The sequence below is a fragment of the Micromonospora sp. WMMC241 genome (assembly GCF_027460165.1).
GTDB classification, from domain to species: domain Bacteria; phylum Actinomycetota; class Actinomycetes; order Mycobacteriales; family Micromonosporaceae; genus Micromonospora; species Micromonospora humi.
The window spans coordinates 1846198-1868163 of record NZ_JAPZBF010000001.1; the positions used below are offsets into that span (position 1 = coordinate 1846198).

Consider the following 21966-nt stretch of genomic DNA (forward strand, 5'->3'; position numbering starts at 1 on the left):
GGACCAGAACGCGAGGAGATGGGACCTGTGACCATCCGGGTTGGCATCAACGGCTTCGGCCGGATCGGCCGTAACTTCTTCCGGGCAGTGCTGGCGTCCGGCGCTGACATCGAGATCGTCGCGGTCAACGACCTGACCGACAACGCGACGCTCGCCCACCTTGTCAAGTACGACAGCATCCTGGGCCGCCTCCCGCACGAGGTGAAGGCCAGCGCCGACGAGATCACCGTGGGCGGCAAGGCCATCAAGGTGTTCGAGGAGAAGGACCCCGGCAAGCTGCCGTGGAGCGAGGTCGGTGTCGACGTCGTCATCGAGTCCACCGGGTTCTTCACCGACGCCACCAAGGCGAAGGCGCACATCGACGGCGGGGCCAAGAAGGTCATCATCTCCGCGCCGGCGAAGAACGAGGACGTCACCGTGGTGATGGGCGTCAACCAGGACCAGTACGACCCGGCCAAGCACAACATCATCTCGAACGCCTCCTGCACCACCAACTGCCTCGCCCCGATGGCGAAGGTCCTGCAGGACACGTTCGGCATCACCAAGGGTCTGATGACCACCATCCACGCGTACACGCAGGACCAGAACCTGCAGGACGCGCCGCACAAGGACCTGCGCCGGGCCCGGGCCGCCGCGCTCAACATCGTGCCGACCTCGACCGGCGCCGCGAAGGCGATCGGCCTGGTGCTGCCGGAGCTGAAGGGCAAGCTCGACGGCTACGCGCTGCGGGTGCCGATCCCGACCGGCTCGGCCACCGACCTGACCGTCGAGGTCGGCCGGGAGACCACCGTGGACGAGGTCAACGCCGCGATCAAGGCCGCCGCGGAGGGCCCGCTCAAGGGCGTCCTGGTCTACAACGAGGACCCGATCGTCTCCGCCGACATCGTCACCGACCCGGCGTCGTGCATCTTCGACGCGCCGCTGACCAAGGTGATCGGCAACCAGGTCAAGGTCGTCGGCTGGTACGACAACGAGTGGGGCTACTCCAACCGCCTGGTGGACCTGGTCAAGCTGGTCGGTTCGTCGCTGTGAGCATCCGCGACCTCGACGACCTGCTCGCCGAGGGGGTGTCGGGTCGGCGCGTGCTGGTGCGCGCCGACCTGAACGTCCCGCTCGACAAGCAGACCGGTGACATCACCGACGACGGCCGGATCCGCGCGGTGCTGCCGACGCTGAGCGCGCTGGTGCAGGCCGGCGCCAAGGTTGTCGTCTGCTCGCACCTGGGCCGCCCGAAGGGCGCGCCGGACCCGCAGTTCAGCCTCCGCCCGGTCGCCGGGCGGCTCGGTGAGCTGCTCGGCGCCCCGGTGCACTTCGCCGAGGACACCGTCGGCGACTCGGCACGCTCCACCGTGGCCGAGCTGGCCGACGGTCAGGTCGCGCTGCTGGAGAACCTGCGCTTCAACAAGGGCGAGACCAGCAAGGACGACGCCGAGCGGGGCGCCTTCGCCGATCAGCTCGCCGGCCTCGGTGACGCGTACGTCGACGACGCCTTCGGCGCGGTGCACCGCAAGCACGCGAGCGTGCACGACGTGCCGGCGCGGCTGCCGCACGTGGCCGGCCGGCTGGTGCTGCGCGAGGTCGAGGTGCTCAGCAAGCTCACCGGTGAGCCCGAGCGGCCGTACGTGGTGGTGCTGGGCGGCTCGAAGGTCTCCGACAAGCTGGCCGTGATCGAGGCGCTGCTGCCCACTGTCGACCGGCTGCTCATCGGTGGCGGGATGTGCTTCACCTTCCTCAAGGCCCAGGGCCACGAGGTGGGCACCTCGCTGCTGGAGGAGGAGATGGTCGAGACCTGCGGCAATCTGTTGGAACGCGCGCCGGGCAAGATCATGCTCCCGGTCGACGTGGTGGCCGCGGACGCCTTCGCCCCGGACGCCGCGCACGACACGGTGCCGGCCGACGGCATCCCCAGCCACCGGCTGGGCCTGGACATCGGCCCGGAGACGGTGGCCGGCTTCGCGGCCGTGCTGTCGCAGGCGAAGACGATCTTCTGGAACGGCCCGATGGGCGTGTTCGAGATGGCGGCGTTCGCCAACGGCACCCGCGGGGTGGCCGAGGCGATCACCAAGGCCGACGCGTTCAGCGTGGTCGGCGGCGGCGACTCGGCCGCGGCGGTGCGGGCCCTGGGTCTGGACGAGTCCTCGTTCGGGCACATCTCCACCGGTGGTGGCGCGTCCCTGGAATACCTGGAGGGCAAGACCCTCCCCGGCATCGCGGCTCTGGAGAACTGAATGGCGAGCACCACCCGCCGGCCGCTGATGGCCGGCAACTGGAAGATGAACTTGAACCACCTCGAGGCCAACCTGCTGGTGCAGAAGCTGGCCGCGAGCCTCAACGAGAAGCAGCTCACCGACGTCGAGTGCGTGGTGCTGCCGCCCTTCACCGACCTGCGTACCGTGCAGACCGCGGTGGACGGCGACAAGCTGCTGATCGGCTACGGCGCGCAGGACCTGTCGCCGTTCGCCTCGGGCGCCTACACCGGCGACATCGCCGGGCCGATGCTGGCGAAGCTGGGCTGCGGCTACGTGGTGGTCGGTCACTCCGAGCGGCGGCAGTACCACTACGAGGACGACGCGCTGGTCAACGCGAAGGTGGCGGCGGCGCTGGCGAACGGGCTCACCCCGATCCTGTGCATCGGTGAGGGCCTGGAGATCCGGGAGCAGCTCAAGCAGGTTCCGCACTGCTGCGACCAGCTCGACGGCGCGCTGAAGGGTCTGACCGCCGAGCAGGTGACCAAGGTCGTCGTGGCGTACGAGCCGGTCTGGGCGATCGGCACCGGCAAGACGGCGACCCCGGAGGACGCGCAGGAGGTCTGCGGCGAGGTGCGCAAGCGGCTCGTGGAGACCTACGACGAGACCACCGCCGGGCAGGTCCGGATCCTCTACGGCGGGTCGGTCAAGGCGTCGAACGTCGCCGCGATCATGGCCCAGCCGGACGTGGACGGGGCCCTGGTGGGGGGCGCGAGCCTGGACGCGGAGGAGTTCGCGCAGATCTGTCGGTTCCCGGAGCACACGGCCCGCTGATCGCTCGCTATCCTTGACGCTGCCCGTCCAACGGTCGGTGCCGCCGTGCCCGACAGGTCCGGGCAGTGATCGTAACGAGAGGACTGACCCCCGCCATGCCGATCTGGTTCGCCTACACGATGATCACGCTGTTGGTCATCACCAGCGTGCTGCTCGTCCTGCTGATCCTCCTGCACCGCGGTAAGGGCGGCGGGTTGTCGAGCATGTTCGGCGGCGGCGTCAGCTCCAGCCTGGCCGGTTCCTCGGTGGCCGAGAAGAATCTCGACCGCTACACCGTTCTGGTAGGGATCGTCTGGTTCGCGTGCATCGTCGGGCTGGGGCTCTGGCTCCGGCTCCAGATGAGCAGCGGCACCTGAGCGAGCGCCGAAGAAGCGTACAATCTGCGCGCGGTCCGTCACGGACCGCGCGCAGTTTTGTTTCTCCGCCCGTCGCCCGTCGCCGACCCCTTCCCGGCGGCGGTCCCCTCCGACGACAGGGAGCGAGCAACCGTGCCCAGCAACAACGTCATCCGCGGCACCCGGATCGGGTCCGCCCCCGAGCGTTTCGACCAGCGCACCGAGCCGGCGCCACGACGGCCGGTCGTCTACTGGTGCCGCCACGAGCACCGGGTCGAGTTCCTGATCGCCGCCGAGGCCGAGACTCCGGCGACGTGGGACTGCCCCCGCTGCGGGGAGCCGGCCGGCCCCGAACCGGGCAACCCGCCGGGCCGCCAGCGCGCCGAGCCCTACAAGACCCACCTGGCGTACGTGCAGGAGCGGCGCACCCCGGAGGAGGGGGAGGCGCTGCTCGCCGAGGCCCTCGCGGCGTTGCGCCGGCGTCGAGGTCGCGCCTGAGGCGTCCGCGCCGGGCACCGCCCGACGGTGTTGAGAAGGGGCCCCGCCTATACCGCAGGCGTTAAGCGGGGGCCCCTCCTTTCACCGCAGGCTGCGGGAGCGCGGCGGGACGTCGGCCGCGGCGGCGCGGTCGAGCAGCCAGAGGGTACGGGAGACGCCACGCACCCCGGCCGCCGGCAGTTGCACCGGCCCGGCCCCGGCCAGCGCCATGCCCACCGCCCGGGCCTTGTCCGCCCCGGCGGCGACGAGCCACACCTCCTCGGCCGTGTTGATCGCCGGCAGGGTCAGCGTGGTGCGCACCGGCGGCGGCTTCGGGCTGCCCCGCACGGCGCTGACCGGCCGGTTGTCGTGGTGCACCGGGTGCTCCGGGAACACCGACGCCACGTGCCCGTCCTCGCCGACGCCAAGCATCAGCACGTCGAAGTGGGGCAGGGCCGCGGTGCCCGGCCGGGCGGCGGCGGCCAGCTCCCGCGCGTACCCGGCGGCGGCCGCCTCCGGGTCGTCGCCGGCCGGGCCGTCGGACGCCGGCATCGGGTGCACCCGGGCCGGGTCCAGCGGCACCGCGTCCAGCAGCGCCGCCCGGGCCTGGGTCTCGTTGCGCTCCGGGTCGCCGGAGGGCAGGAACCGCTCGTCGCCCCACCAGACGTCGACCCGGGACCAGTCCACCGCGTCCCGGGCGGGCAACTGGCCGATCGCCCGGTAGACCGCCGCGGCGATCCGCCCGCCGGTCAGCACCACCGACGCCTGACCGCGCTCGGCCTGCGCGTCGAGCAGCTTCACCACCAGCCGGGCCGCCACCGCCTGCGCCAGCAGGTCGGGGTCGGCGTGTACGGCGACACTCGCCTCAGTCATCCGTCGTGCCCTCGTGTCTCTGTGCGTCCGACCGCCCGGTGCGGGTGGTCACTCGTTGGCGGTCGCGCCCGCGTGCGCGGTCACGCCGGCCTCGGCCCGCTGGGCGGTCGCCGGATCCTTCCACACGTGCACCCGCTGCGGCGCACGCTGGTCCAGGCCGGTCAGTCCGGCCGTCGCGCCGAGCGCCTCGGCGTACACCTGGTCGGCGTCGAGGCGGCGCAGCTCCTCGGCCAGCTCGTCGCCGAGCGGCCGGCGGACCAGCGGCAGCGTCCGGTCCTCCTGCCCGGTACGCCGGAACACCGCGACGCTGTCGTCCCGGGTCAGCGTCAGCTCGTCGCCGTTGGCGCAGCGCAACTGCACCTCGCGCATCCGCGGGAACTCGTCGGTGTGCTCCCAGACCGGCTCGATGCCCAGCCGGGCGCTCAGCCAGCCGCACATCAGCGCCGCCGTCGGGTCGGTGCGCGGCGCCACCACTGTCGCCTCGGTGACCCGGGCCTGGGTGGTGTCGAACGCGCCGGCGACGAGCGTGCGCCACGGGGTGATCCGGGTCCAGGCCAGGTCGGTGTCGCCCGGCGCGTAGTCGCAGGCCCGCTCCCGCAGCGCGGCGATCGGGTCGGCGGCCTGCGCCGAGTCGGTGATCCGCCGGTCGGCGACCACGCCGAGGAAGTCGGTGGAAATCTCGGCCGGCGGCTCACCGTGCCACCAGGTCACCACCGGCACGTCCGGCACCAGCAGCGGCATCACCACGGACTCGGCGTGCAGCGCCAGCCGGCCGTACATCCGGGTGACCACCGCCTCGCACGGTCCGAGCCGGCCGCCCACGACGATCTCCGCGTCCAGCCGGTTGCGGTCCCGCTCGACCTCGGAGCGGACCACCACGAGCAGCCGGCACGGGTGCGCGGCGGCGGCGATGGTGGCCGCCGCCTCGGCCTCCCGGACCCGCTTCTCGTCCACCACGACGATCAGGGTGAGCGCCATGCCGCTGGCCACCCCGCCCGCGCTGCGCCGCTCGGCGGCCAGCGCCTTGACCACCTCGTTGCCGGTGGTGTCCCACAACCCGATCATGCTCTTCTCCAAGCCCGGCCCTCGGCGGCCAGCATCTCGTCGGCGGCCCGGGGGCCCCACTCGCCGGCCCGGTAGGGCTCCGGCTTCGTGCCCTCCCAGGCGTGCTCCAGCGGGTCCACCACCTGCCAGCTCTGCTCCACCTCGGCGGCGTCCGGGAACAGCGTGCGGTCGCCGATGAGCACGTCCAGCACCAGCCGCTCGTACGCCTCGGGGCTGGACTCGGTGAACGCCTCGCCGTACTGGAAGTCCATCGCGATGTCGCGGACCTCCATGGTGGTGCCCGGCACCTTGGAGCCGAACTTCAGCACCACGCCCTCGTCCGGCTGCACCCGGATGACGAGCTGGTTGGAGCCGAGCGACTCCATGTCGGCCGGGTTGAACGGCAGGTGCGGCGCCTTCTTGAACATGATGGCCACCTCGGTGACCCGTCGGGGCAGCCGCTTGCCGGCCCGGATGTAGAACGGCACCCCGGCCCAGCGCCGGTTCTGGATGGCCAGCTTCACCGCCACGTACGTCTCGGTGGTGGAGTCCGCCGGGACGTCCTCCTCCTCCAGGTAGCCCTTGGCGCGTTCGCCGCCCACCCAGCCGGGCAGGTACTGCCCGCGCACGGTGTCCGCGGCGATGTCCTTCGGCACGGCGATCGCCTTGAGCACCTTGAGCTTCTCGGCCCGGATCTCGTCGGCGTCGAAGCTCGTCGGCTCCTCCATCGCGACCAGGGCGAGCAGCTGGAGCAGGTGGTTCTGGAGCACGTCGCGGGCGGTGCCGACCGAGTCGTAGAACGCGGCCCGGGTGCCGATGCCGACGTCCTCGGCCATGGTGATCTGCACCGAGTCGACGTACTTGGAGTTCCACAGCGGCTCGAACAGGTTGTTGGCGAACCGCAGCGCCAGGATGTTCTGGACCGTCTCCTTGCCCAGGTAGTGGTCGATCCGGAAGACGTCCTGGCTGGTGAAGACGTCGTCGACCAGGTCGTTGAGCGCCTTGGCCGAGGGCAGGTCGTTGCCGAACGGCTTCTCCACCACGACCCGCCGCCAGCCGCCGGACTTCTCGTTGTCCGCCATGCCGGTGCGGGCGAGCTGCTTGAGCACCACCGGGAAGGCCGCCGGGGGGATGGAGAAGTAGAACGCGGCGTTGCCGGCGATGCCGTGCGTGTCGCGCAACTCGTCGAGCGTGGTGGCGAGGTGGTCGAAGGCGGCGTCGTCGTCGAACGAGCCGCCGACGAACTTGATGTTGCCGACGAGCCGGGCCCAGACCTCCTCCCGCCACGGGGTGCGGGCGTGCTTCTTGGCCGCGTCGTGCGCCAGCGACTCGAAGTCGCCGTCGCCCCAGTCGCGGCGGGCGAAGCCGAGGACCACGAAGCCGGGCGGCAGGAGCCCCCGGTTGGCCAGGTCGTAGACCGCCGGCAGCAGCTTCTTGCGGGACAGGTCCCCGGTGACCCCGAAGATCACCAAGGCGCACGGCTCGGGGATCCGCGGCAGCCGCCGGTCCTGCGGGTCGCGCAGCGGGTTCACCGGGCCACCTCCTCCTGCATCTCGGTCCACTGATTCCAGGTCATTGATCGTCACGTACGTGTCCGTCCGGCCGTATCCAGCAGTTGGGCGACGCCCGCCGCCCGCTCGGTCAGGTGCAGTCGCAGCACCTGTCGCTCCCGGCCGGCCAGGGCCCGCCGGTCGCCGGCGGCCTGGGCCGCCTGAAGTTCCGCGAAGGTGTACGGGCGTCCGGGCACCGGCAGATCATCGGTGACCGCACCGGTGATCTGCAGGTGCCGGACGCGCCCGTCGGTGTGGCCCGGGTGGCGGGGCCCCCACCCGAAGGTCACCGGCCGCCCGGTGCCGCGCGCCAGCAGCGGGCGCAGCCCGGCCGCCGCCGCGTCGGCGAACCGGTCCAGGTGGGCGGTCACGGCGAGGTGCTCGTCGGGGCCCAGCCCGTCGACGAGCCAGCGCAGGGCACCGGCCAGGTCGGCGGGGGCGCCCTCCGGCGCGTACACCTCGACCGCGCCGTCCACCGACGAGGGCGGCGGGTCCGCCGGTGCGTCCGCCGAGGCGGCCGCCGGCTCCGCGAACGGGTCGACCCGCAGCGCCGCGGCGGCGGTCGCGGCGGCGTAGGACCAGGTGAGGAACTGCGCGCCGAGCGGCCCGTTGACCGCCACGTCGGCGGCCACGCCGGGCGCCACACCCGGCGCCAGCGCGCCGCCGATCCCGACCGTCAGCACCTCCGGGGCGGTGGCGCCCGGCGCGTCGGGGGACTCCGCCGCGAGCGGCAGCACCCGCCCGCCGGTCGCCGCGCCGAGCAGCGCGCCGGCCCAGTGCCGCAGCCCGTCGAGGCCGGTGCCGTCGGGCACCAGCGCCACGGTGGACCGCCCGCCGGCGGCCGCCGCGCCCAGCGCCGCGCCGAGCGCGAGAGCGGGATTGTCCCGCTCCCGGTCGAGCGCGTCGGCGAGCGCCGCGGCCTCGTCCAGCAGTTCGGTGACCGGCGCGCCGGCGAGCGCCGCCGGGACCAGACCGAACGCGGTGAGCGCGGACCACGGCCCGGCCACCTCCGGGTCGGTCGGGATCAGCACGGCGCCCAGCTCGTCGGCGAGCGCCGCCAGCTCCGAGCCGAGCGGAGCGACCACCACGACGTGCCGGTCCGCCTCCGGCCCGGCGTCCTGCCATGCCTGCCGGTAGGCGCGCAGGTGAGCGTCGGTGGTCGGGTCGAGGCCGGACTGCCCGGCGAGCACCAGCACGGTACGCGCCGGACGGTCGGCCAGGGCCGCCCGGACCGGGCCGGGATCGGCCGAGTCGAGCACGGTCAGCGGCCGGCCCAGGCATCCGGCGATCACCTCGGCCGCCAGCGTGACGCCGCCGTCACCGGCGAGCACCACGTGATCGAGGTCGCCCAGCTCGGCGGCCAGCTCGGCGAGCTGGGGGAGGAGATCCCGGCTGCGGCAGTGGGTGTCGACCCAGCCCAGCCGGCCATGGGCCGCCGCCTCGGCGCCGACGCCCCAGAGGGTGGGGTCCTTGGCGGTCAGGCGCGCGGGCAGGTCCCGGGCGACCAGCGCGGCACGCGCGGAGCGGTCCACCGCGTCCGCGCCGTGCACGGCCAGACCGGCGGCGATGTCCGCCGGCCCCGCCAGCAGGTCACTCAAGTGACTCACCTCACCGGTTCCACGGTACGGCGGGACGCGCCCCGGGGCAGCGCCCCGGGACGCGTCGCACGCCGTCCGTCACGCGTTCCCGCCGGCCTGCTGGGCGTTCTGCGCGTTGCCCTCGGCGGCCCGGTGCGGGCTGTCGGCGCCCTTGGCCGCCTCGGCGAGGGACTTCTTGACCCCCTCCAGCAGCTCCAGCCAGCTCGCCTCGAACTTCTCCACGCCCTCCCGTTCCAGGGTGGCGATCACGTCGGCCAGGTCCACGCCCACCGACTCCAGGTCGGCGAAGGCCTGGCGCGCGTCGTCGTACGCGCCGGTGATCGTGTCGGCCTGGGTCTCGCCGTGCTCGGCGTAGGCGTGGATGACCGGCTCCGGCATGGTGTTGACCGTGCCGGGGGCGATCAGTTCCTCGACGTAGATGACGTCCCGGTAGTCCGGGTTCTTCGTCGAGGTGGAGGCCCACAGCGGCCGCTGCGGGTGGGCGCCCGCGTCGGCCAGCTTCTGCCACCGCTCGGAGGAGAACACCTCGCCGTAGCGCTCGTACGCCAGCCGGGCGTTGGCCACCGCGGCCTTGCCGCGCAGCGCCTTGGCCTGGTCCGAGCCGATCTTCTCCAGCCGCTTGTCGACCTCGCTGTCGACCCGGGAGACGAAGAACGAGGCCACCGAGCCGATCTTGGACAGGTCGTGCCCGTTGGCCCGCGCCTGCTCCAGGCCGGCCAGGAACGCGTCCATGACCTGCGAGTAGCGGTCCAGCCCGAAGATCAGCGTGACGTTCACGCTGATCCCCTCGGCGAGCGTCTTCGTGATCGCCGGCAGGCCCTCCTCGGTCGCCGGGATCTTGATGAAGAGGTTCGGCCGGTCGACCAGCCACCACAGCGCCTTGGCCTCGGCGGCGGTCTTGTCCGCGTCGTGCGCCGAACGCGGGTCCACCTCGATCGAGACCCGGCCGTCCACGCCGTCGCTGGCGTCGTACGAGGGACGCATCACGTCGCAGGCCCACCGCACGTCGTACGTGGTGAGCATGCGGACCGCCTCCTCCACGTCCACGTCGCGGGTGGCGAGGTCACGGAGCTGCCAGTCGTACTCGTCGGCGTCGCTCAGCGCCTTGGCGAAGATCGTCGGGTTGGTGGTCACCCCGGCCACGTGGCTCTCCCGGCGCAGCTTGTCCAGCCCGCCGGAGCTCAGTCGTACCCGGGAAAGATCGTCGAGCCAGATCGCCACCCCGGCGTTCTGGAGCTCGCTCAGCCTGTCCGTCATGCCGTCCACGCTCCCCTCAGTTGCCGGTCGTGAAACCGGTGATGTCGCCCACCCGGGTCAGCGCCGCGTGCGCGGCGGCCACGATCCGGTCGGGGGTGAACCCGAACTGCTCGAAGAGCACGGTGTAGGGCGCGCTCGCGCCGTAGTGCTCGATGCTCACGCACTCACCGCTGTCGCCGACGATCGCCCGCCAGGACATCGCGATGCCCGCCTCCACGCTCACCCGTGCCTTTACCCCGCGCGGCAGCACCGACTCCCGGTACGCCTCGTCCTGCGCGAAGAACCATTCCTGGCACGGCATGGACACCACCCGGGTGGGGGTGCCGTCGGCCTCCAGCCGCTCCCGGGCGGTGAGGCAGAGCTGCACCTCGGAACCGGTGCCGACGATGATCACCTGCGGCTTGCCGTTGGACGCCTCGGCCAGCACGTACCCGCCCTTGGCGGTGCCCTCGGCGGGGCCGAACTCGGTGCGGTCGATCGTCGGCAGCGCCTGCCGGCTGAGCGCCAGCGCGGTCGGCCGGTCGGTGTGCTCCAGCGCCTGCCGCCACGCCCAGGCGGTCTCGTTGGCGTCGGCCGGGCGGACCACGTCCAGGCCGGGGATGGCCCGCAGCGCGCTCAGGTGCTCGATCGGCTGGTGGGTCGGGCCGTCCTCGCCGAGACCGATCGAGTCGTGCGTCCAGACGTAGGTCACCGGCAGCTTCATCAGCGCGGCGAGCCGCACCGACGGACGCATGTAGTCGCTGAAGACCAGGAACGTGCCGCCGTAGGGGCGGGTTCCGCCGTGCAGGGCGATGCCGTTGAGGATCGAGCCCATGCCGTGCTCACGGATGCCGAAGTGCAGCGTGCGGCCGTACTCGTCGCCCGGGAAGTCCTTGGTGGCGTGCCCGGACGGGACGAAGGACGGCTCGCCCTTCATGGTGGTGTTGTTGCTCTCGGCCAGGTCGGCCGAACCGCCCCACAGCTCGGGCAGCACCGGGGCGAGGGCCTCCAGGACCTTGCCGGAGGCGGCCCGGGTGGCGACGCCCTTGGCGTCCGCCGGGAAGGTCGGCAGCGCGTCGGTCCAGCCGGTCGGCAGCGTACGGGTGGCCATCCGCTCCCACAGCGCCCTGCGCTCCGGGTTGGCCTTCGCCCAGGCGTCGAACCCCTTCTCCCACTCGGCCTGCGCCTCGGCGCCGCGCCCGATGACCTCGCGGGCGTGCTCGAGCACCTCCTCGTCGACCTGGAAGGTGCGCTGCGGGTCGAAGCCGAGGATCTCCTTGGTGGCCTTGACCTCGTCCGCGCCGAGCGCCGAGCCGTGGATCTTGCCGGTGTTCTGCTTGTTCGGCGCGGGCCAGCCGATGATGGTGCGCAGCGCGACGAACGACGGCCGCCCGGTCTCCGCCTTGGCCGCCAGCAGCGCCTGGTAGAGCGCCTCCACGTCCTCGTGGTAGTCGCCCTGGTCGGCGTCGCCGGTGCGCCAGTCGACGGTCTGCACGTGCCAGCCGTACGCCTCGTAGCGGGCCGCCACGTCCTCGCTCTTGGCGATCCGGGTGTCGTCCTCGATCGAGATCTCGTTGTCGTCGTAGATCACGCAGAGGTTGCCGAGCTGCTGGTGGCCGGCGAGCGCGCTCACCTCGTGGGTGATGCCCTCCTCGATGTCGCCGTCGGAGGCGATGCACCAGATGTCGTGCCGGAAGGGCGAGTCGGCGCGGTCCGGCTCGCTGTCGAACAGACCCCGCTCGCGGCGGGCCGCCATGGCCATGCCGACCGCGTTGCCGAGCCCCTGGCCGAGCGGGCCGGTGGTGGTCTCCACGCCCGGGGTGTGGCCGTGCTCCGGGTGACCCGGGGTGAGCGAGCCCCACTGGCGCAGCGCCTTGAGGTCGTCCAGGGCCAGCGGGTAGCCGGAGAGGAAGAGCTGGATGTAGAGGGTCAGGCTGGAGTGCCCGGCGGACAGCACGAAGCGGTCCCGGCCGGGCCAGTTCGGGTCGGTCGGGTTGTGGCGCATGACCCGGTTGAAGAGAAGGTAGGCCGCCGGGGCGAGGCTCATCGCCGTGCCCGGGTGGCCGTTGCCGGATTTCTCCACGGCGTCCATGGCCAGCACGCGGACCGTGTCGACGGCCCTGCGGTCGAGGTCGGACCAGTTGAGAGCGGGAAGCTCGGGTCGTTTCGCAGCCACGTTGATGTGCTCCTCGGCAGATGGGCGGAACCCTCACTGATGACCCTATCGAGCGTCGCTAAACGTCCGCCCGGGGATCTCGGCATGCTGACTTCTACGTGTCCGCCCCGATCGGGCGTTCAACCTCGGGTGTGACGGCCCGCACCGTTGCCGGGTCTGCGGGGCAGCCAAAACGACGACGCGTAGTGTGTGGGGCGGTGTGTGGACCCGGCTCGGGTCCGGGCCGACGACCTCCCCTGCCGAAGCCGGAAGGTGGCAATCCGTGAGCATGATCACCGAGCGCCCGGTCAGCAATCCTGCCGGGGCGTCGCCGGTGGCCACGGTGGCGGAGGCGCCGGCGACCGGCCGGCGGGACGTGCGGGCCGTGGTGGCCGCCTACGTCGCGCTGACCAAACCCCGGATCGTCGAGCTGCTGCTGGTCACCACCGTGCCGGCGATGATGCTCGCGGACGGCGGCATGCCGTCGTTGTGGCTGGTGGCCGTGGTGCTGATCGGTGGCTCGCTCGCGGCCGGCGCGGCCAGCGTGCTCAACTGCTACATCGACCGGGACATCGACCAGTTGATGCGGCGCACCAAGCGCCGCCCGCTGCCGGCGCACACCGTGTCGCCGCGCAACGCCCTGGTCTTCGGGCTGGTGCTGGCGGCGGTGTCGGTGGCGCTGATGGCGGCGACCACCAACTGGCTTGCGGCCGGCCTGACGCTGGCCGCGATCGCCTACTACGACCTGGTCTACACGCTCTGGTTGAAGCGGACCACGGCCGCCAACACGTTCTGGGGCGGCGCCTGTGGCGCGGCGCCGGTGCTGATCGGCTGGGCCGCGGTCACCGGCTCGCTCGCGCCGGCGGCCTGGGGCCTGTTCGCGGTGGTCTTCTTCTGGCAGATGCCGCATTTCTACGCGCTGGCCATCAAGTACAAGGACGACTACGCCCGGGCCGGCATCCCGATGCTGCCGGTGGTGGCCTCCGTCCGGCGGGTCAACGCGGAGATCATCGGCTTCTCCTGGCTGACGCTGCTGTCGTCGCTGGCGGTCTGGCCGCTCGGGATGAGCCCGCTCTACGGGGTGACCGCGCTTGTCGTCGGCGGGATCTTCGTGGTCGAGGCGCACAAGCTGTGCCGGCGCGCGACGCGTGGCGAGGCGGTCAAGCCGATGCGGCTGTTCCACTGGTCGACCACCTACCTCACCATCCTGTTCGCCGCGGTCGCCCTCGACGCACTGATCTGACCGTCGGGTCCGCGTCTGCGCACGTGAGGCGGTTCATCAGAAGTTTTTTTCGGTTCCACCGCAGGGGATCAACCTGGACAGAGCGTGACGATCCGAGCCGCCCACTTCGTCCTCTTTTAAGCGACAAATCCGGGCAAATTACCTGTGGTTCTTCTTAAACCGGCGGGTAATTGGCATCACATTCAGTTCATGGTTCTCGCACATCCGGGTGGAAGTCTGCTTAGGCTTCGCGTCATGGCAGATGGTTCCGATACGACGCTGACGGCTGACAAGTCCGGTGAGCAGGCCCCCAACGGCCTGGTCGCGGGCATCAAGTCGTTCGCCGCCGGGCACGGCGGCGCCAAGGCGGTCATCGAGTACGTCGGCAAGCGGGGCGCGCGGATCGTGCTCGTGGGTTCCGACGGGGCGTGGGCGGACCAGTTCGCCGACGACACCGTCGTCGCACGGCAGGCCTGCGCCACGGCCGGAGTCGACGTCGAGAACGCCTGGGAGCGTGAGCTGATGGACCAGATGCGTCCGAGCAACGACCTGTGGCGGTCGATGGCCCGGCGCACGATGGCCCGTTGACATACAGATAACCGCATGACCGACCACCACCAGCCGACCCGGGGGAAACCCCGGGTCGCTCTCGTCACCTGTGCCGCCCTGCCCGACCTCGACCCGGACGACCGGCTCGCGCTCGATCCGCTCGCGGCCCGCGGTGTCGCCACCGAGATCGCGGTCTGGGACGACCCGGCCGTCGACTGGTCCGGCTACGACCTGGTCGTGCTCCGCTCACCCTGGGACTATGCCCTGCGCCGGGACGAGTTCGTCGCCTGGGCGCGCACCGTGCCGGCGCTGGTCAACCCGGCCGACGTGGTCGCCTGGAACACCGACAAGCGCTACCTGGCCGAACTCTCCGCCGCCGGGGTGCCCACCGTGCCGACGGCCTGGGTCGCGCCGGGGGAGCGCTGGGCGGCGCCGCCGAGCGGCGAACACGTGCTCAAGCCGGCGGTCAGCGCCGGCAGCCAGGACACCGGGCGCTACGACCTGGCCGACCCGGAGCACCGGGCACTGGCGTCGGCGCACGTGCGGCGGCTCGGTGACGCCGGCCGGGTGACGATGGTCCAGCCCTACCTCGACGCGGTGGACACCGCCGGCGAGACGGCGTTGCTCTACCTTGCCGGCCCCGGCGGCCTGGCGTTCAGCCACGCGATCCGCAAGGGGCCGATGCTGACCGGGCCGGACCTGGGCGAGGCCGCGCTCTACAAGGAGGAGCGGATCGACGCCCGCACCGCCACCGACGAGCAGCTGACGGTCGCCGAGAAGGTGCTGGCCGCCGTCCCCGGTGGCACCGACCGGCTGCTCTACGCCCGGGTCGACCTGATCCCCGGCCCGGACGGATCACCCGTGCTGGTGGAGCTGGAGCTGACCGAGCCGAGCCTGTTCGTCGGCCACGCCGACGGCGCACCGGACCGGCTCGCCGAGGCGATCCTCGCCCACCTGCCCCGCCGCCCCTGACCGCCCCGGCGCTGAGTGCCCCACTCCGGCGCCGTCCCCCCGGGCCCTGTTCCGGCGCTGTCCCCCCAGGGCCCTGCTCCAGCGCTGTCCGCCCGGCCCTGCTCCAGCGCTGTCCGCCCGGCCCTGCTCCAGCGCTGTCCGCCCCGGTCCGGCCGCTGGCGTGAGCCGCCGCCACGGCCGGAGCGCCATCCCGCTCGCGCCGAGTGGGAGCACCACGGATGCGTCACACCCGCCCGGACACCCATCGCGTTCCACTCGTCGCCCGTCCAGGCCGTGGGTGGAACGGCATGGGTGTCTCGGGCCGGCGCAGACACCCATCGCGTTCCACTCGCCGTCGGCGGACGTGGTGGGTGGAACGGCATGGGTGTGTCGTGCCCGCGCGGGCAGTCGTGGCGTTCCGTCCGGCGATCACCGGGTGGGACGCCCGGTGTGCCTCAGGCGCCTGAGTTGCCGGCCGGGCCCGCGCCGGTGACCGCGGCTCGCCGGCCCGTTCGTCAGTCGACAGGGCGGGTCACTGTCGCGGTCCGCGCCGCGGGCTGAGCCGGGCGAGGTGCCTGTCGATCTCCGCACCGGCGTCGGCGGGGTCCAGGCCGGTGGTCAGCACGCGTACGGTGATGCCGTCCAGCAGGGTGGCCAGCGCGGCGGCCTCGGCGCGCGGGTAGACACCGGCGTCGAGGTGGCCGCCCGCGCGACCGAGAGCCAGCAGCCGTTCCAGGTTCGCCCGGAGTTCGGCTTCGCTCTCCGCCAGCAGCGCCGCTACCTGATCGTCGACGAGCGCCTCGGCGGTGAGGACGAGCCAGACCCGGGCCTCGAAGGCGCGCTCGGCGTCCAACGGGACGAGTTCCCGGGCCGCCTGCCGGATCACCTCGGCGGTGACCGGGTCGGCGGGGATCGCCCGGGCCCGCCGCACCACCCGGGCGGCCAGGTGGTCGATGGCCGCGCGGACCATGCGTTCCCGGGTCGGCAGATAGTGCTGGGCGGTGGCGAGGGCCATCCCGGCCTCGGCGGCGACGGCCCGCACCGTCATGCCCACCGAGCCGGCGCGGGCCAGTACGACACAGGCGGCGGCGCCCAGATGGCGTCGCCGTTCCTCGTGGTCCACCAGTTTGGGCACGCTGCGATCATAGATGGTCGGTCATTTGACCGATATAGGTCAGCGACCTAATCTTGGCCGCATGATCGACCCCCGAGCTGCCCCCGCCACCGACGCCCGCCGGTTCAGCTGGCTCGACCTGGTCATGGTGTTCGCCGTCGGGATCGGGCTGGCGAACTCCACGGTGGCGGACTTCCTCGCCCGTGGGCCGGCGGGCCTCGGCATGTCGGAGATGGCGTCGTCGAGCATCGCCTGGGCCCTGATCAACGGCACCCAGCTCGTGGTCGGTCTCGTGGTCGTCCACCACCGCTTCGGCGCCCTCGTCGGGCCGCTCAGGCTCCACCGCCCCGCGCGCCGCCAGGTCGCGGTGGGCGTCGGCTGGGGCGTGGTGAAGGCCGTCGGCACGCTCGTCCTGCTGGTGGCCCTGCCCGCCGCGCTGGTCGAGGGCGGCGGTGGCGAGGGCGGTTACCCGGCCGGGAGCCTGCTCGCCCAGTTCGCCTTCGCGTTCGTCTTCGGCGCGGTCCTGTCCCCGCTCTACGAGGAGATCCTCTACCGGGGCGTGTTCTATCAGGGGCTTGCGGCGCGGATGCCCGCCGTGGCGGCGATCGTGCTGTCGGCGTCCTTCTTCGCGGTGGCCCACCTGCCCCGCGTCTTCAACACCGTCAGCGCGCTGTTCGCCGGGCTGCTCTTCGCCTGGCTGCTGCACCGCTACCGCAACCTCTGGGTGCCGATCGTTGCCCACGCGGTCAGCAACGGCAGCCTGATCGTGCTGGCCTTCGCCGCCGAGGCCGGCTCAGCCTGAGGTGCCGTCCGGCCGGGCGGAGACGCCGGGTCAGTCCCGGTCGGTGTGGTTGCGTTCCCAGCGACCGCCGATCGGCGGGGTGTCCAGCCGCAGCGCGGCCACCGACCCGGCGAGGTCGTTGTCCTCGACCGCGCACGACACGCAGCTCCCCGCTTCGGTGATCCACAACCCGTAGGCCTGGGTGTCGGCGTCCCGGTGCCAGATCCGGTTCGCCCGGACGGTGGCCGAGTCGAACGGAGCCGCGATGGTGATCCCGGCGCTCGCCTCCGGCCCGTCCGGCAGCTCGTACGCCGAGCCGGGCCCCGGCGTCGCCTCGTTCCAGGCGGTGGCGCCGTCGGGGCGTACCTCGGCCAGGAAGAGCTGGTCGGCGCTGTTCTCGGCGACCACGGCGTCCCGCGTGTCGACCCGGACGACCTTGCCCCGGTGTCCGCCCGCCGGCCAGTCCGCCGCGCCGTCGGTGACCTCGCGCGGGCCGAAGCGCACCGCGTCGCCGGAGCCCCGGTGGGCGGGCGCGGACCGGCGTCCGTTGTCGCGGATGCGGTTGCCGACGATCGACGCGTCGAGCATCGGGCGGTCGATCCGGATGCCGTCCAGTGCGTTCTCCCGGATGTCGTTGTCCTGGATCACCACGTCCGCGGCGGCGCCCCGGTAGCCGTGGCCGAGGTCGTGCTCGTGGTAGCCGTATCCGCCGTTGCGGCTGATCCGGTTGCCCTGCACCGCGTACGGGCCGGGGGTGTTGCCCATGCTGATCCCGTCGCCGACGTTGCAGTCGATCACGTTCCCGGTGAGCAGCCCGCCGCGCCCGGCGACCCCCGCGGTGCCGTTGGCCGACACGTCGAAGCCGGCCTCCAGGTTGCTCGTCATGGTGCAGCCGGAGACGATCAGCCCGTCCGCACCCCAGTCCGAGATGCCGAACCGGTTGGCCTGACTGTGGCAGCCGATGATGCGGATGCCGCGCGGCGGCGTCCAGTAGTCCTTCTGCAGCTCCAGGAAGATCCCGTTGGTGCCGTTGCCGACGGTGGTGCAGTTGGCGATGGTGAGGCGCTCCACGTCACCCCAGCCGCCGACACCGACGCCGATCCCCGCGCCGCCCATCTGCTGGCCGTTGTCCAGTCGGCCGCAGCCCACCACGACCACGCCGTCGATCAGGGTGTCCTGGAGGAAGTCGCAGCCGAGGCCGGTCGCGCCGGTGTGGTGGATGTAGAGGTTGCGGAACACGCCGCGCACGACGTACTGCAGGCCGAGGCCCTTGGCCAGGTAGTCGTAGGCGGCCTGGGCCACGCCGGAGCCGTCGATCTCGAAGTCGGCGAACGTGCAGTCGGCGATGTGCCGGTCCCGGTCCGCGCCGTGCTGGACGGTGGTCCAGTAGGCCAGCGGCACCGGGGCGGCGCGATTGCCCTCGTTGCTGAGCAGGAACCGGGTGGCCGCCGAGCCGGCGCCGATCAGCGAGACACCGCTGCGCCAGACCGTGCCGGCGTCGCGGATCGAGTAGAGGCCCGGCGGGCAGTGGATGACCCGGGCCCGGCCGTCGGCGTCGTAGCCGGCGCCGAGGCGGTCCACCAGCGCCGCCAGGGCCGGCTGGTCGTTGGTCACCCCGTCGCCGGTGAGGCCGTGCTCGCGGGCGTCGCACCACAGCGGCGCGCCGGCCACCGGGGTCAGCCGCTGTGGGGTGGTCGTGGCAAGGCCCTTGCGCGACACCGGGAGCTCCCCTCGGGCGTACGGTCCGTCGTCCGGCCCGCATTCCCGCTCCCGTCGCGCGGTAACGCCCGGCTCAGGCGGTGGCGCCCACCGGCTCGGCGGCCGGTGCGGCCAGGGCCGCCGGCGTCGCCGGGAGGCGCTCCCGCGTGCTCCGGAGCACCCCCAGCGTGGCCAGCAGCACCAGGCAGGAGCCGAGCATGTGCGCGGCGACCAGCACCGCCGGCAGGTGGGTGAAGTACTGGACGAAGCCGATCAGGCCCTGGCCCAGCTCGACCGCGAGCAGCACCCCGGCGGCCCGCGCGGCGCGCGCCGCGCCGACCGCGCGGAACGCGAAGTACAGCGCCACCGAGAGGCCGATCAGCAGGAAGACACCGTCCGCGTGCACCTGGGAGATCGCCTCCGGGTCCAGGCCGTTGCGGGCCGCGCCCTGGTCGCCGGCGTGCGGTCCGCTGCCGGTCACCCAGGTGCCGACCACCAGCACGGCCGCGCCGACCACGGTCGTGATCCAGGCGAGGGTACGCAGCGGCGCCGGCACGGTCGGCGTCACCGGCCCGTCCGGCTCGACGGTGCGCCGCCAGAGCGCGTACGCGACCGCGATCACCACCATCGAGGCGAGGAAGTGCAGCCCGACCACCCACGGGTTGAGGTTGGTCAGCACGGTGATCCCGCCGATGACCGCCTGCGCCGGGATGCCGAACAGCACGCCCACGGCCAGCGGCAGCAGCCCTCGGCGGCGCGGGCGCTGGGTCAGCACGGCCAGCACCACGGCGAGCGCGATGATCCCCACCGCGAAGGTGAGCAGCCGGTTGCCGAACTCGATCACCCCGTGCACGCCCATCTCGGACGTGGTGGTGTAGGACTCGTCGGTGCACCGGGGCCAGGTGGGGCAGCCGAGACCGGAGGCGGTGAGCCGGACGGCCCCGCCGGTGACCACGATCGCCACGTTCGCGATGATCGAGGTGAGCGCGAGGCGGCGCAGCAGCGTGGGGGAGACCGGGAACCGGACGGAACGCTTCACCTAGCGAATCCTACGCACCGTAGTTGATCCCGATCGGGTGACTCCGCCGACCCGGTGGTCGGGATCACCGGGCCCCGGGTTTGCGGGCCCCGCGCGAATTACGTAACGTTGCCGTTGTGAAAAACGTGGCAGCGCTGTCCGAAGGGTCGGTGACCAGTACGGTCGCCGGCGCGACGGCGCCTGCCGACCCGCCGACCCGGGATCGGGTCACCCAGTTGCTGCTGGAGCGGGGCGCGACCACCGCCGCGCAGCTCGGCTCGGCGCTCGGCCTCAGCCCGGCCGCGATCCGCCGGCACCTCGACGCGATGCTCGCCGACGGTGACGTGGTCGCTCGCGAGCAGGCCGTGCGCGGCAGCCGGGGGCGGGGCCGCCCGGCGAAGGTCTTCGTGCTGACCGAGGCGGCCCGGGTGCGTTGCGGCACCCACCATTACGACAACATGGCTACCGCCGCGCTGCGGTGGATCGCCCGCACCGGTGGCGCCGAGGCGGTGGCGGAGTTCGCGGCCGACCAGGTCGCCGCGCTGGAGAACCGCTGCCGGGCCGCCATGGAGGACGCCGGCGACGCCCCGCTCGCGCGGGCCGAGGCGCTCGCCGGTGCGTTGACCGCCGAGGGTTACGCTGCCAACGCGTCCACGATCGCCTCCGGCGGCCAGCTCTGCCAGCACCACTGCCCGGTGGCGCACGTGGCCGCCGAGTTTCCCCAGCTGTGCGAGGCCGAGACCGCGGTGATCTCCCGCCTGGTCGGCACCCACGTGCAGCGCCTGGCCACCATCGCGCACGGCGACGGCGTGTGCACCACGCACATTCCCGCCCAGTCCGGTTCCACCGTCACCACTGTGAGGACAGATAGATGACCGAGCAGATCGTCCAGCCCCTGACCCAGGAGGAGCAGCTCGCCGCCCTCGGTCGTTACGAGTACGGCTGGTCCGACCCGGACGTCGCCGGGTCGTCCGCCCAGCGCGGCATCAACGAGGCGGTGGTGCGGGACATCTCGGCCAAGAAGAACGAGCCGGCCTGGATGCTCGACCTGCGCCTGAAGGGCCTGCGGCTGTTCGGCCGCAAGCCGATGCCGGCCTGGGGCGCCGACCTCACCGGGATCGACTTCGACAACATCAAGTACTTCGTCCGGTCCACCGAGAAGCAGGCCACCAGCTGGGAGGACCTGCCGGAGGACATCAAGAACACCTACGACCGGCTGGGCATCCCGGAGGCGGAGAAGCAGCGGCTGGTCGCCGGCGTCGCGGCGCAGTACGAGTCCGAGGTCGTCTACCACAAGATCCGTGAGGACCTCGAGGAGCAGGGCGTCGTCTTCCTCGACACCGACACCGCGCTGCGCGAGCACGAGGACATCTTCAAGGAATACTTCGGCACGGTGATCCCGGTCGGCGACAACAAGTTCGCCGCGTTGAACACCTCCGTCTGGTCCGGCGGCTCGTTCATCTACGTGCCGAAGGGCGTGCACGTGGAGATCCCGCTCCAGGCCTACTTCCGGATCAACACCGAGAACATGGGCCAGTTCGAGCGGACGCTGATCATCGTCGACGAGGGCGCGTACGTGCACTACGTCGAGGGCTGCACCGCGCCGCTCTACTCCTCCGACTCGCTGCACAGCGCGGTCGTGGAGATCGTGGTCAAGAAGAACGCGCGCTGCCGCTACACGACCATCCAGAACTGGTCGAACAACGTCTACAACCTGGTCACCAAGCGCGCCGTGTGCCACGAGGGCGCGACCATGGAGTGGGTCGACGGCAACATCGGCTCCAAGGTCACCATGAAGTACCCGGCGGTCTACATGACCGGCGAGCACGCCAAGGGCGAGGTGCTCTCGGTGGCCATGGCCGGCGAGGGCCAGCACCAGGACGCCGGCGCCAAGATGGTGCACGCGGCGCCGCACACCTCCTCGACCATCGTGTCGAAGTCGATCGCCCGGGGCGGCGGCCGCACGTCCTACCGTGGTCTGGTGCAGGTGCTGGAGGGTTCGCACAGCAGCCGCAGCACGGTCAAGTGCGACGCGCTGCTGGTCGACACCATCTCCCGCTCCGACACCTACCCGTACGTCGACATCCGTGAGGACGACGTGTCGATGGGGCACGAGGCGACCGTCTCCAAGGTCAGTGACGACCAGCTCTTCTACCTGATGAGCCGGGGCCTGAGCGAGGACGAGGCGATGGCGATGATCGTGCGCGGCTTCATCGAGCCGATCGCCAAGGAGCTCCCGATGGAATACGCGCTGGAGCTCAACCGCCTGATCGAGCTGCAGATGGAGGGCGCGGTCGGCTGACGCCGCCCGCCTCGGGCCGGGCCTCGTGCCCGGCCCACCCTCC

The 21966-nt window shown here is 72.3% G+C and carries 20 protein-coding genes; 11 read left to right on the plus strand and 9 right to left on the minus strand.

Translation table 11 applies throughout. From position 1 onward, the window contains the following. Positions 1-27: 27 nt before the first annotated feature. The 5 genes from gap to O7598_RS08865 all read left to right on the plus strand — a co-directional run bounded on the left by gap (position 28) and on the right by O7598_RS08865 (position 3853). Positions 28-1032: a type I glyceraldehyde-3-phosphate dehydrogenase gene (gene gap, locus O7598_RS08845; RefSeq protein ID WP_107162499.1), complete on the plus strand. Its 1005-nt coding sequence runs from the start codon at positions 28-30 to the stop codon at positions 1030-1032. Then, positions 1029-2228, plus strand: coding sequence for a phosphoglycerate kinase (locus tag O7598_RS08850; RefSeq protein WP_269690840.1), 1200 nt, complete (start codon positions 1029-1031; stop codon positions 2226-2228). The genes gap and O7598_RS08850 overlap by 4 nt, the downstream gene beginning before the upstream one ends. Continuing rightward, positions 2229-3020 carry a triose-phosphate isomerase gene (tpiA, locus tag O7598_RS08855; protein WP_269690841.1) on the plus strand — a complete coding sequence of 264 codons (792 nt, stop codon included), beginning with the start codon at positions 2229-2231 and terminating at the stop codon, positions 3018-3020. A 95-nt stretch (positions 3021-3115) separates the two neighbouring features. Next, entirely contained in the window at positions 3116-3376 is a 261-nt protein-coding gene (gene secG / locus O7598_RS08860) for a preprotein translocase subunit SecG (RefSeq protein ID WP_181569394.1), read from the plus strand. A gap of 132 nt (positions 3377-3508) precedes the next feature. Then, a complete protein-coding gene (locus O7598_RS08865; protein ID WP_091071912.1) occupies positions 3509-3853 on the plus strand; it encodes an RNA polymerase-binding protein RbpA in 345 nt (114 codons plus the stop codon). An 81-nt stretch (positions 3854-3934) separates the two neighbouring features. On the opposite strand, the gene pgl is transcribed toward O7598_RS08865, so the two are convergent. The 6 genes from pgl to tkt form a co-directional block, all read right to left on the minus strand. Beyond that, complete coding sequence (pgl, locus tag O7598_RS08870) at positions 3935-4705, minus strand: 6-phosphogluconolactonase (RefSeq protein ID WP_091071909.1); 771 nt, start codon at positions 4703-4705, stop codon at positions 3935-3937. Positions 4706-4753: 48 nt separating this feature from the next. After that, complete coding sequence (locus O7598_RS08875) at positions 4754-5770, minus strand: glucose-6-phosphate dehydrogenase assembly protein OpcA (protein ID WP_269690842.1); 1017 nt, start codon at positions 5768-5770, stop codon at positions 4754-4756. Next, a complete protein-coding gene (gene zwf, locus O7598_RS08880) occupies positions 5767-7281 on the minus strand; it encodes a glucose-6-phosphate dehydrogenase (RefSeq protein WP_269690843.1) in 1515 nt (504 codons plus the stop codon). Before zwf ends, O7598_RS08875 begins: the two co-directional genes overlap by 4 nt. A 50-nt stretch (positions 7282-7331) precedes the next feature. Beyond that, positions 7332-8897 (minus strand): glucose-6-phosphate isomerase, encoded by a 1566-nt coding sequence (locus O7598_RS08885; RefSeq protein WP_269690844.1) that lies wholly within the window; start codon positions 8895-8897, stop codon positions 7332-7334. A 78-nt stretch (positions 8898-8975) separates the two neighbouring features. Next, the gene (gene tal, locus O7598_RS08890; protein ID WP_269690845.1) at positions 8976-10154 is read right to left on the minus strand and encodes a transaldolase; all 1179 of its coding nucleotides are present in this window, start codon (positions 10152-10154) and stop codon (positions 8976-8978) included. Between the two features lie 16 nt (positions 10155-10170). Continuing rightward, positions 10171-12309, minus strand: coding sequence for a transketolase (gene tkt, locus O7598_RS08895; RefSeq protein WP_269690846.1), 2139 nt, complete (start codon positions 12307-12309; stop codon positions 10171-10173). Positions 12310-12571: 262 nt separating this feature from the next. Between tkt and O7598_RS08900 the strand changes: the two genes are divergently transcribed. The 3 genes from O7598_RS08900 (at position 12572) to O7598_RS08910 (ending at position 15031) form a co-directional block, all read left to right on the plus strand. Continuing rightward, a complete protein-coding gene (locus tag O7598_RS08900) occupies positions 12572-13531 on the plus strand; it encodes a heme o synthase (protein ID WP_269690847.1) in 960 nt (319 codons plus the stop codon). Positions 13532-13765: 234 nt separating this feature from the next. Further along, the gene (locus O7598_RS08905) at positions 13766-14098 is read left to right on the plus strand and encodes a hypothetical protein (RefSeq protein WP_091071894.1); all 333 of its coding nucleotides are present in this window, start codon (positions 13766-13768) and stop codon (positions 14096-14098) included. Positions 14099-14113: 15 nt separating this feature from the next. Next, positions 14114-15031: an ATP-grasp domain-containing protein gene (locus tag O7598_RS08910; protein WP_269690848.1), complete on the plus strand. Its 918-nt coding sequence runs from the start codon at positions 14114-14116 to the stop codon at positions 15029-15031. A gap of 511 nt (positions 15032-15542) precedes the next feature. Here the strand turns inward: O7598_RS08910 and O7598_RS08915 are convergent. Then, positions 15543-16145: a TetR/AcrR family transcriptional regulator gene (locus O7598_RS08915; protein WP_269690849.1), complete on the minus strand. Its 603-nt coding sequence runs from the start codon at positions 16143-16145 to the stop codon at positions 15543-15545. A 61-nt stretch (positions 16146-16206) separates the two neighbouring features. On the opposite strand from O7598_RS08915, the gene O7598_RS08920 reads away from it, so the two are divergent. Continuing rightward, entirely contained in the window at positions 16207-16926 is a 720-nt protein-coding gene (locus O7598_RS08920; protein ID WP_269690850.1) for a CPBP family intramembrane glutamic endopeptidase, read from the plus strand. A gap of 30 nt (positions 16927-16956) precedes the next feature. Here the strand turns inward: O7598_RS08920 and O7598_RS08925 are convergent, their stop codons facing one another. Next, a complete protein-coding gene (locus O7598_RS08925) occupies positions 16957-18624 on the minus strand; it encodes a right-handed parallel beta-helix repeat-containing protein (RefSeq protein WP_269690851.1) in 1668 nt (555 codons plus the stop codon). A 73-nt stretch (positions 18625-18697) separates the two neighbouring features. Then, the gene (locus O7598_RS08930) at positions 18698-19642 is read right to left on the minus strand and encodes a COX15/CtaA family protein (RefSeq protein WP_269690852.1); all 945 of its coding nucleotides are present in this window, start codon (positions 19640-19642) and stop codon (positions 18698-18700) included. Between the two features lie 116 nt (positions 19643-19758). Between O7598_RS08930 and O7598_RS08935 the strand changes: the two genes are divergently transcribed. Further along, the gene (locus O7598_RS08935; RefSeq protein WP_442929839.1) at positions 19759-20496 is read left to right on the plus strand and encodes a helix-turn-helix transcriptional regulator; all 738 of its coding nucleotides are present in this window, start codon (positions 19759-19761) and stop codon (positions 20494-20496) included. Continuing rightward, positions 20493-21923 (plus strand): Fe-S cluster assembly protein SufB, encoded by a 1431-nt coding sequence (gene sufB / locus O7598_RS08940; protein WP_091071876.1) that lies wholly within the window; start codon positions 20493-20495, stop codon positions 21921-21923. Before O7598_RS08935 ends, sufB begins: the two co-directional genes overlap by 4 nt. Positions 21924-21966: the final 43 nt, after the last annotated feature.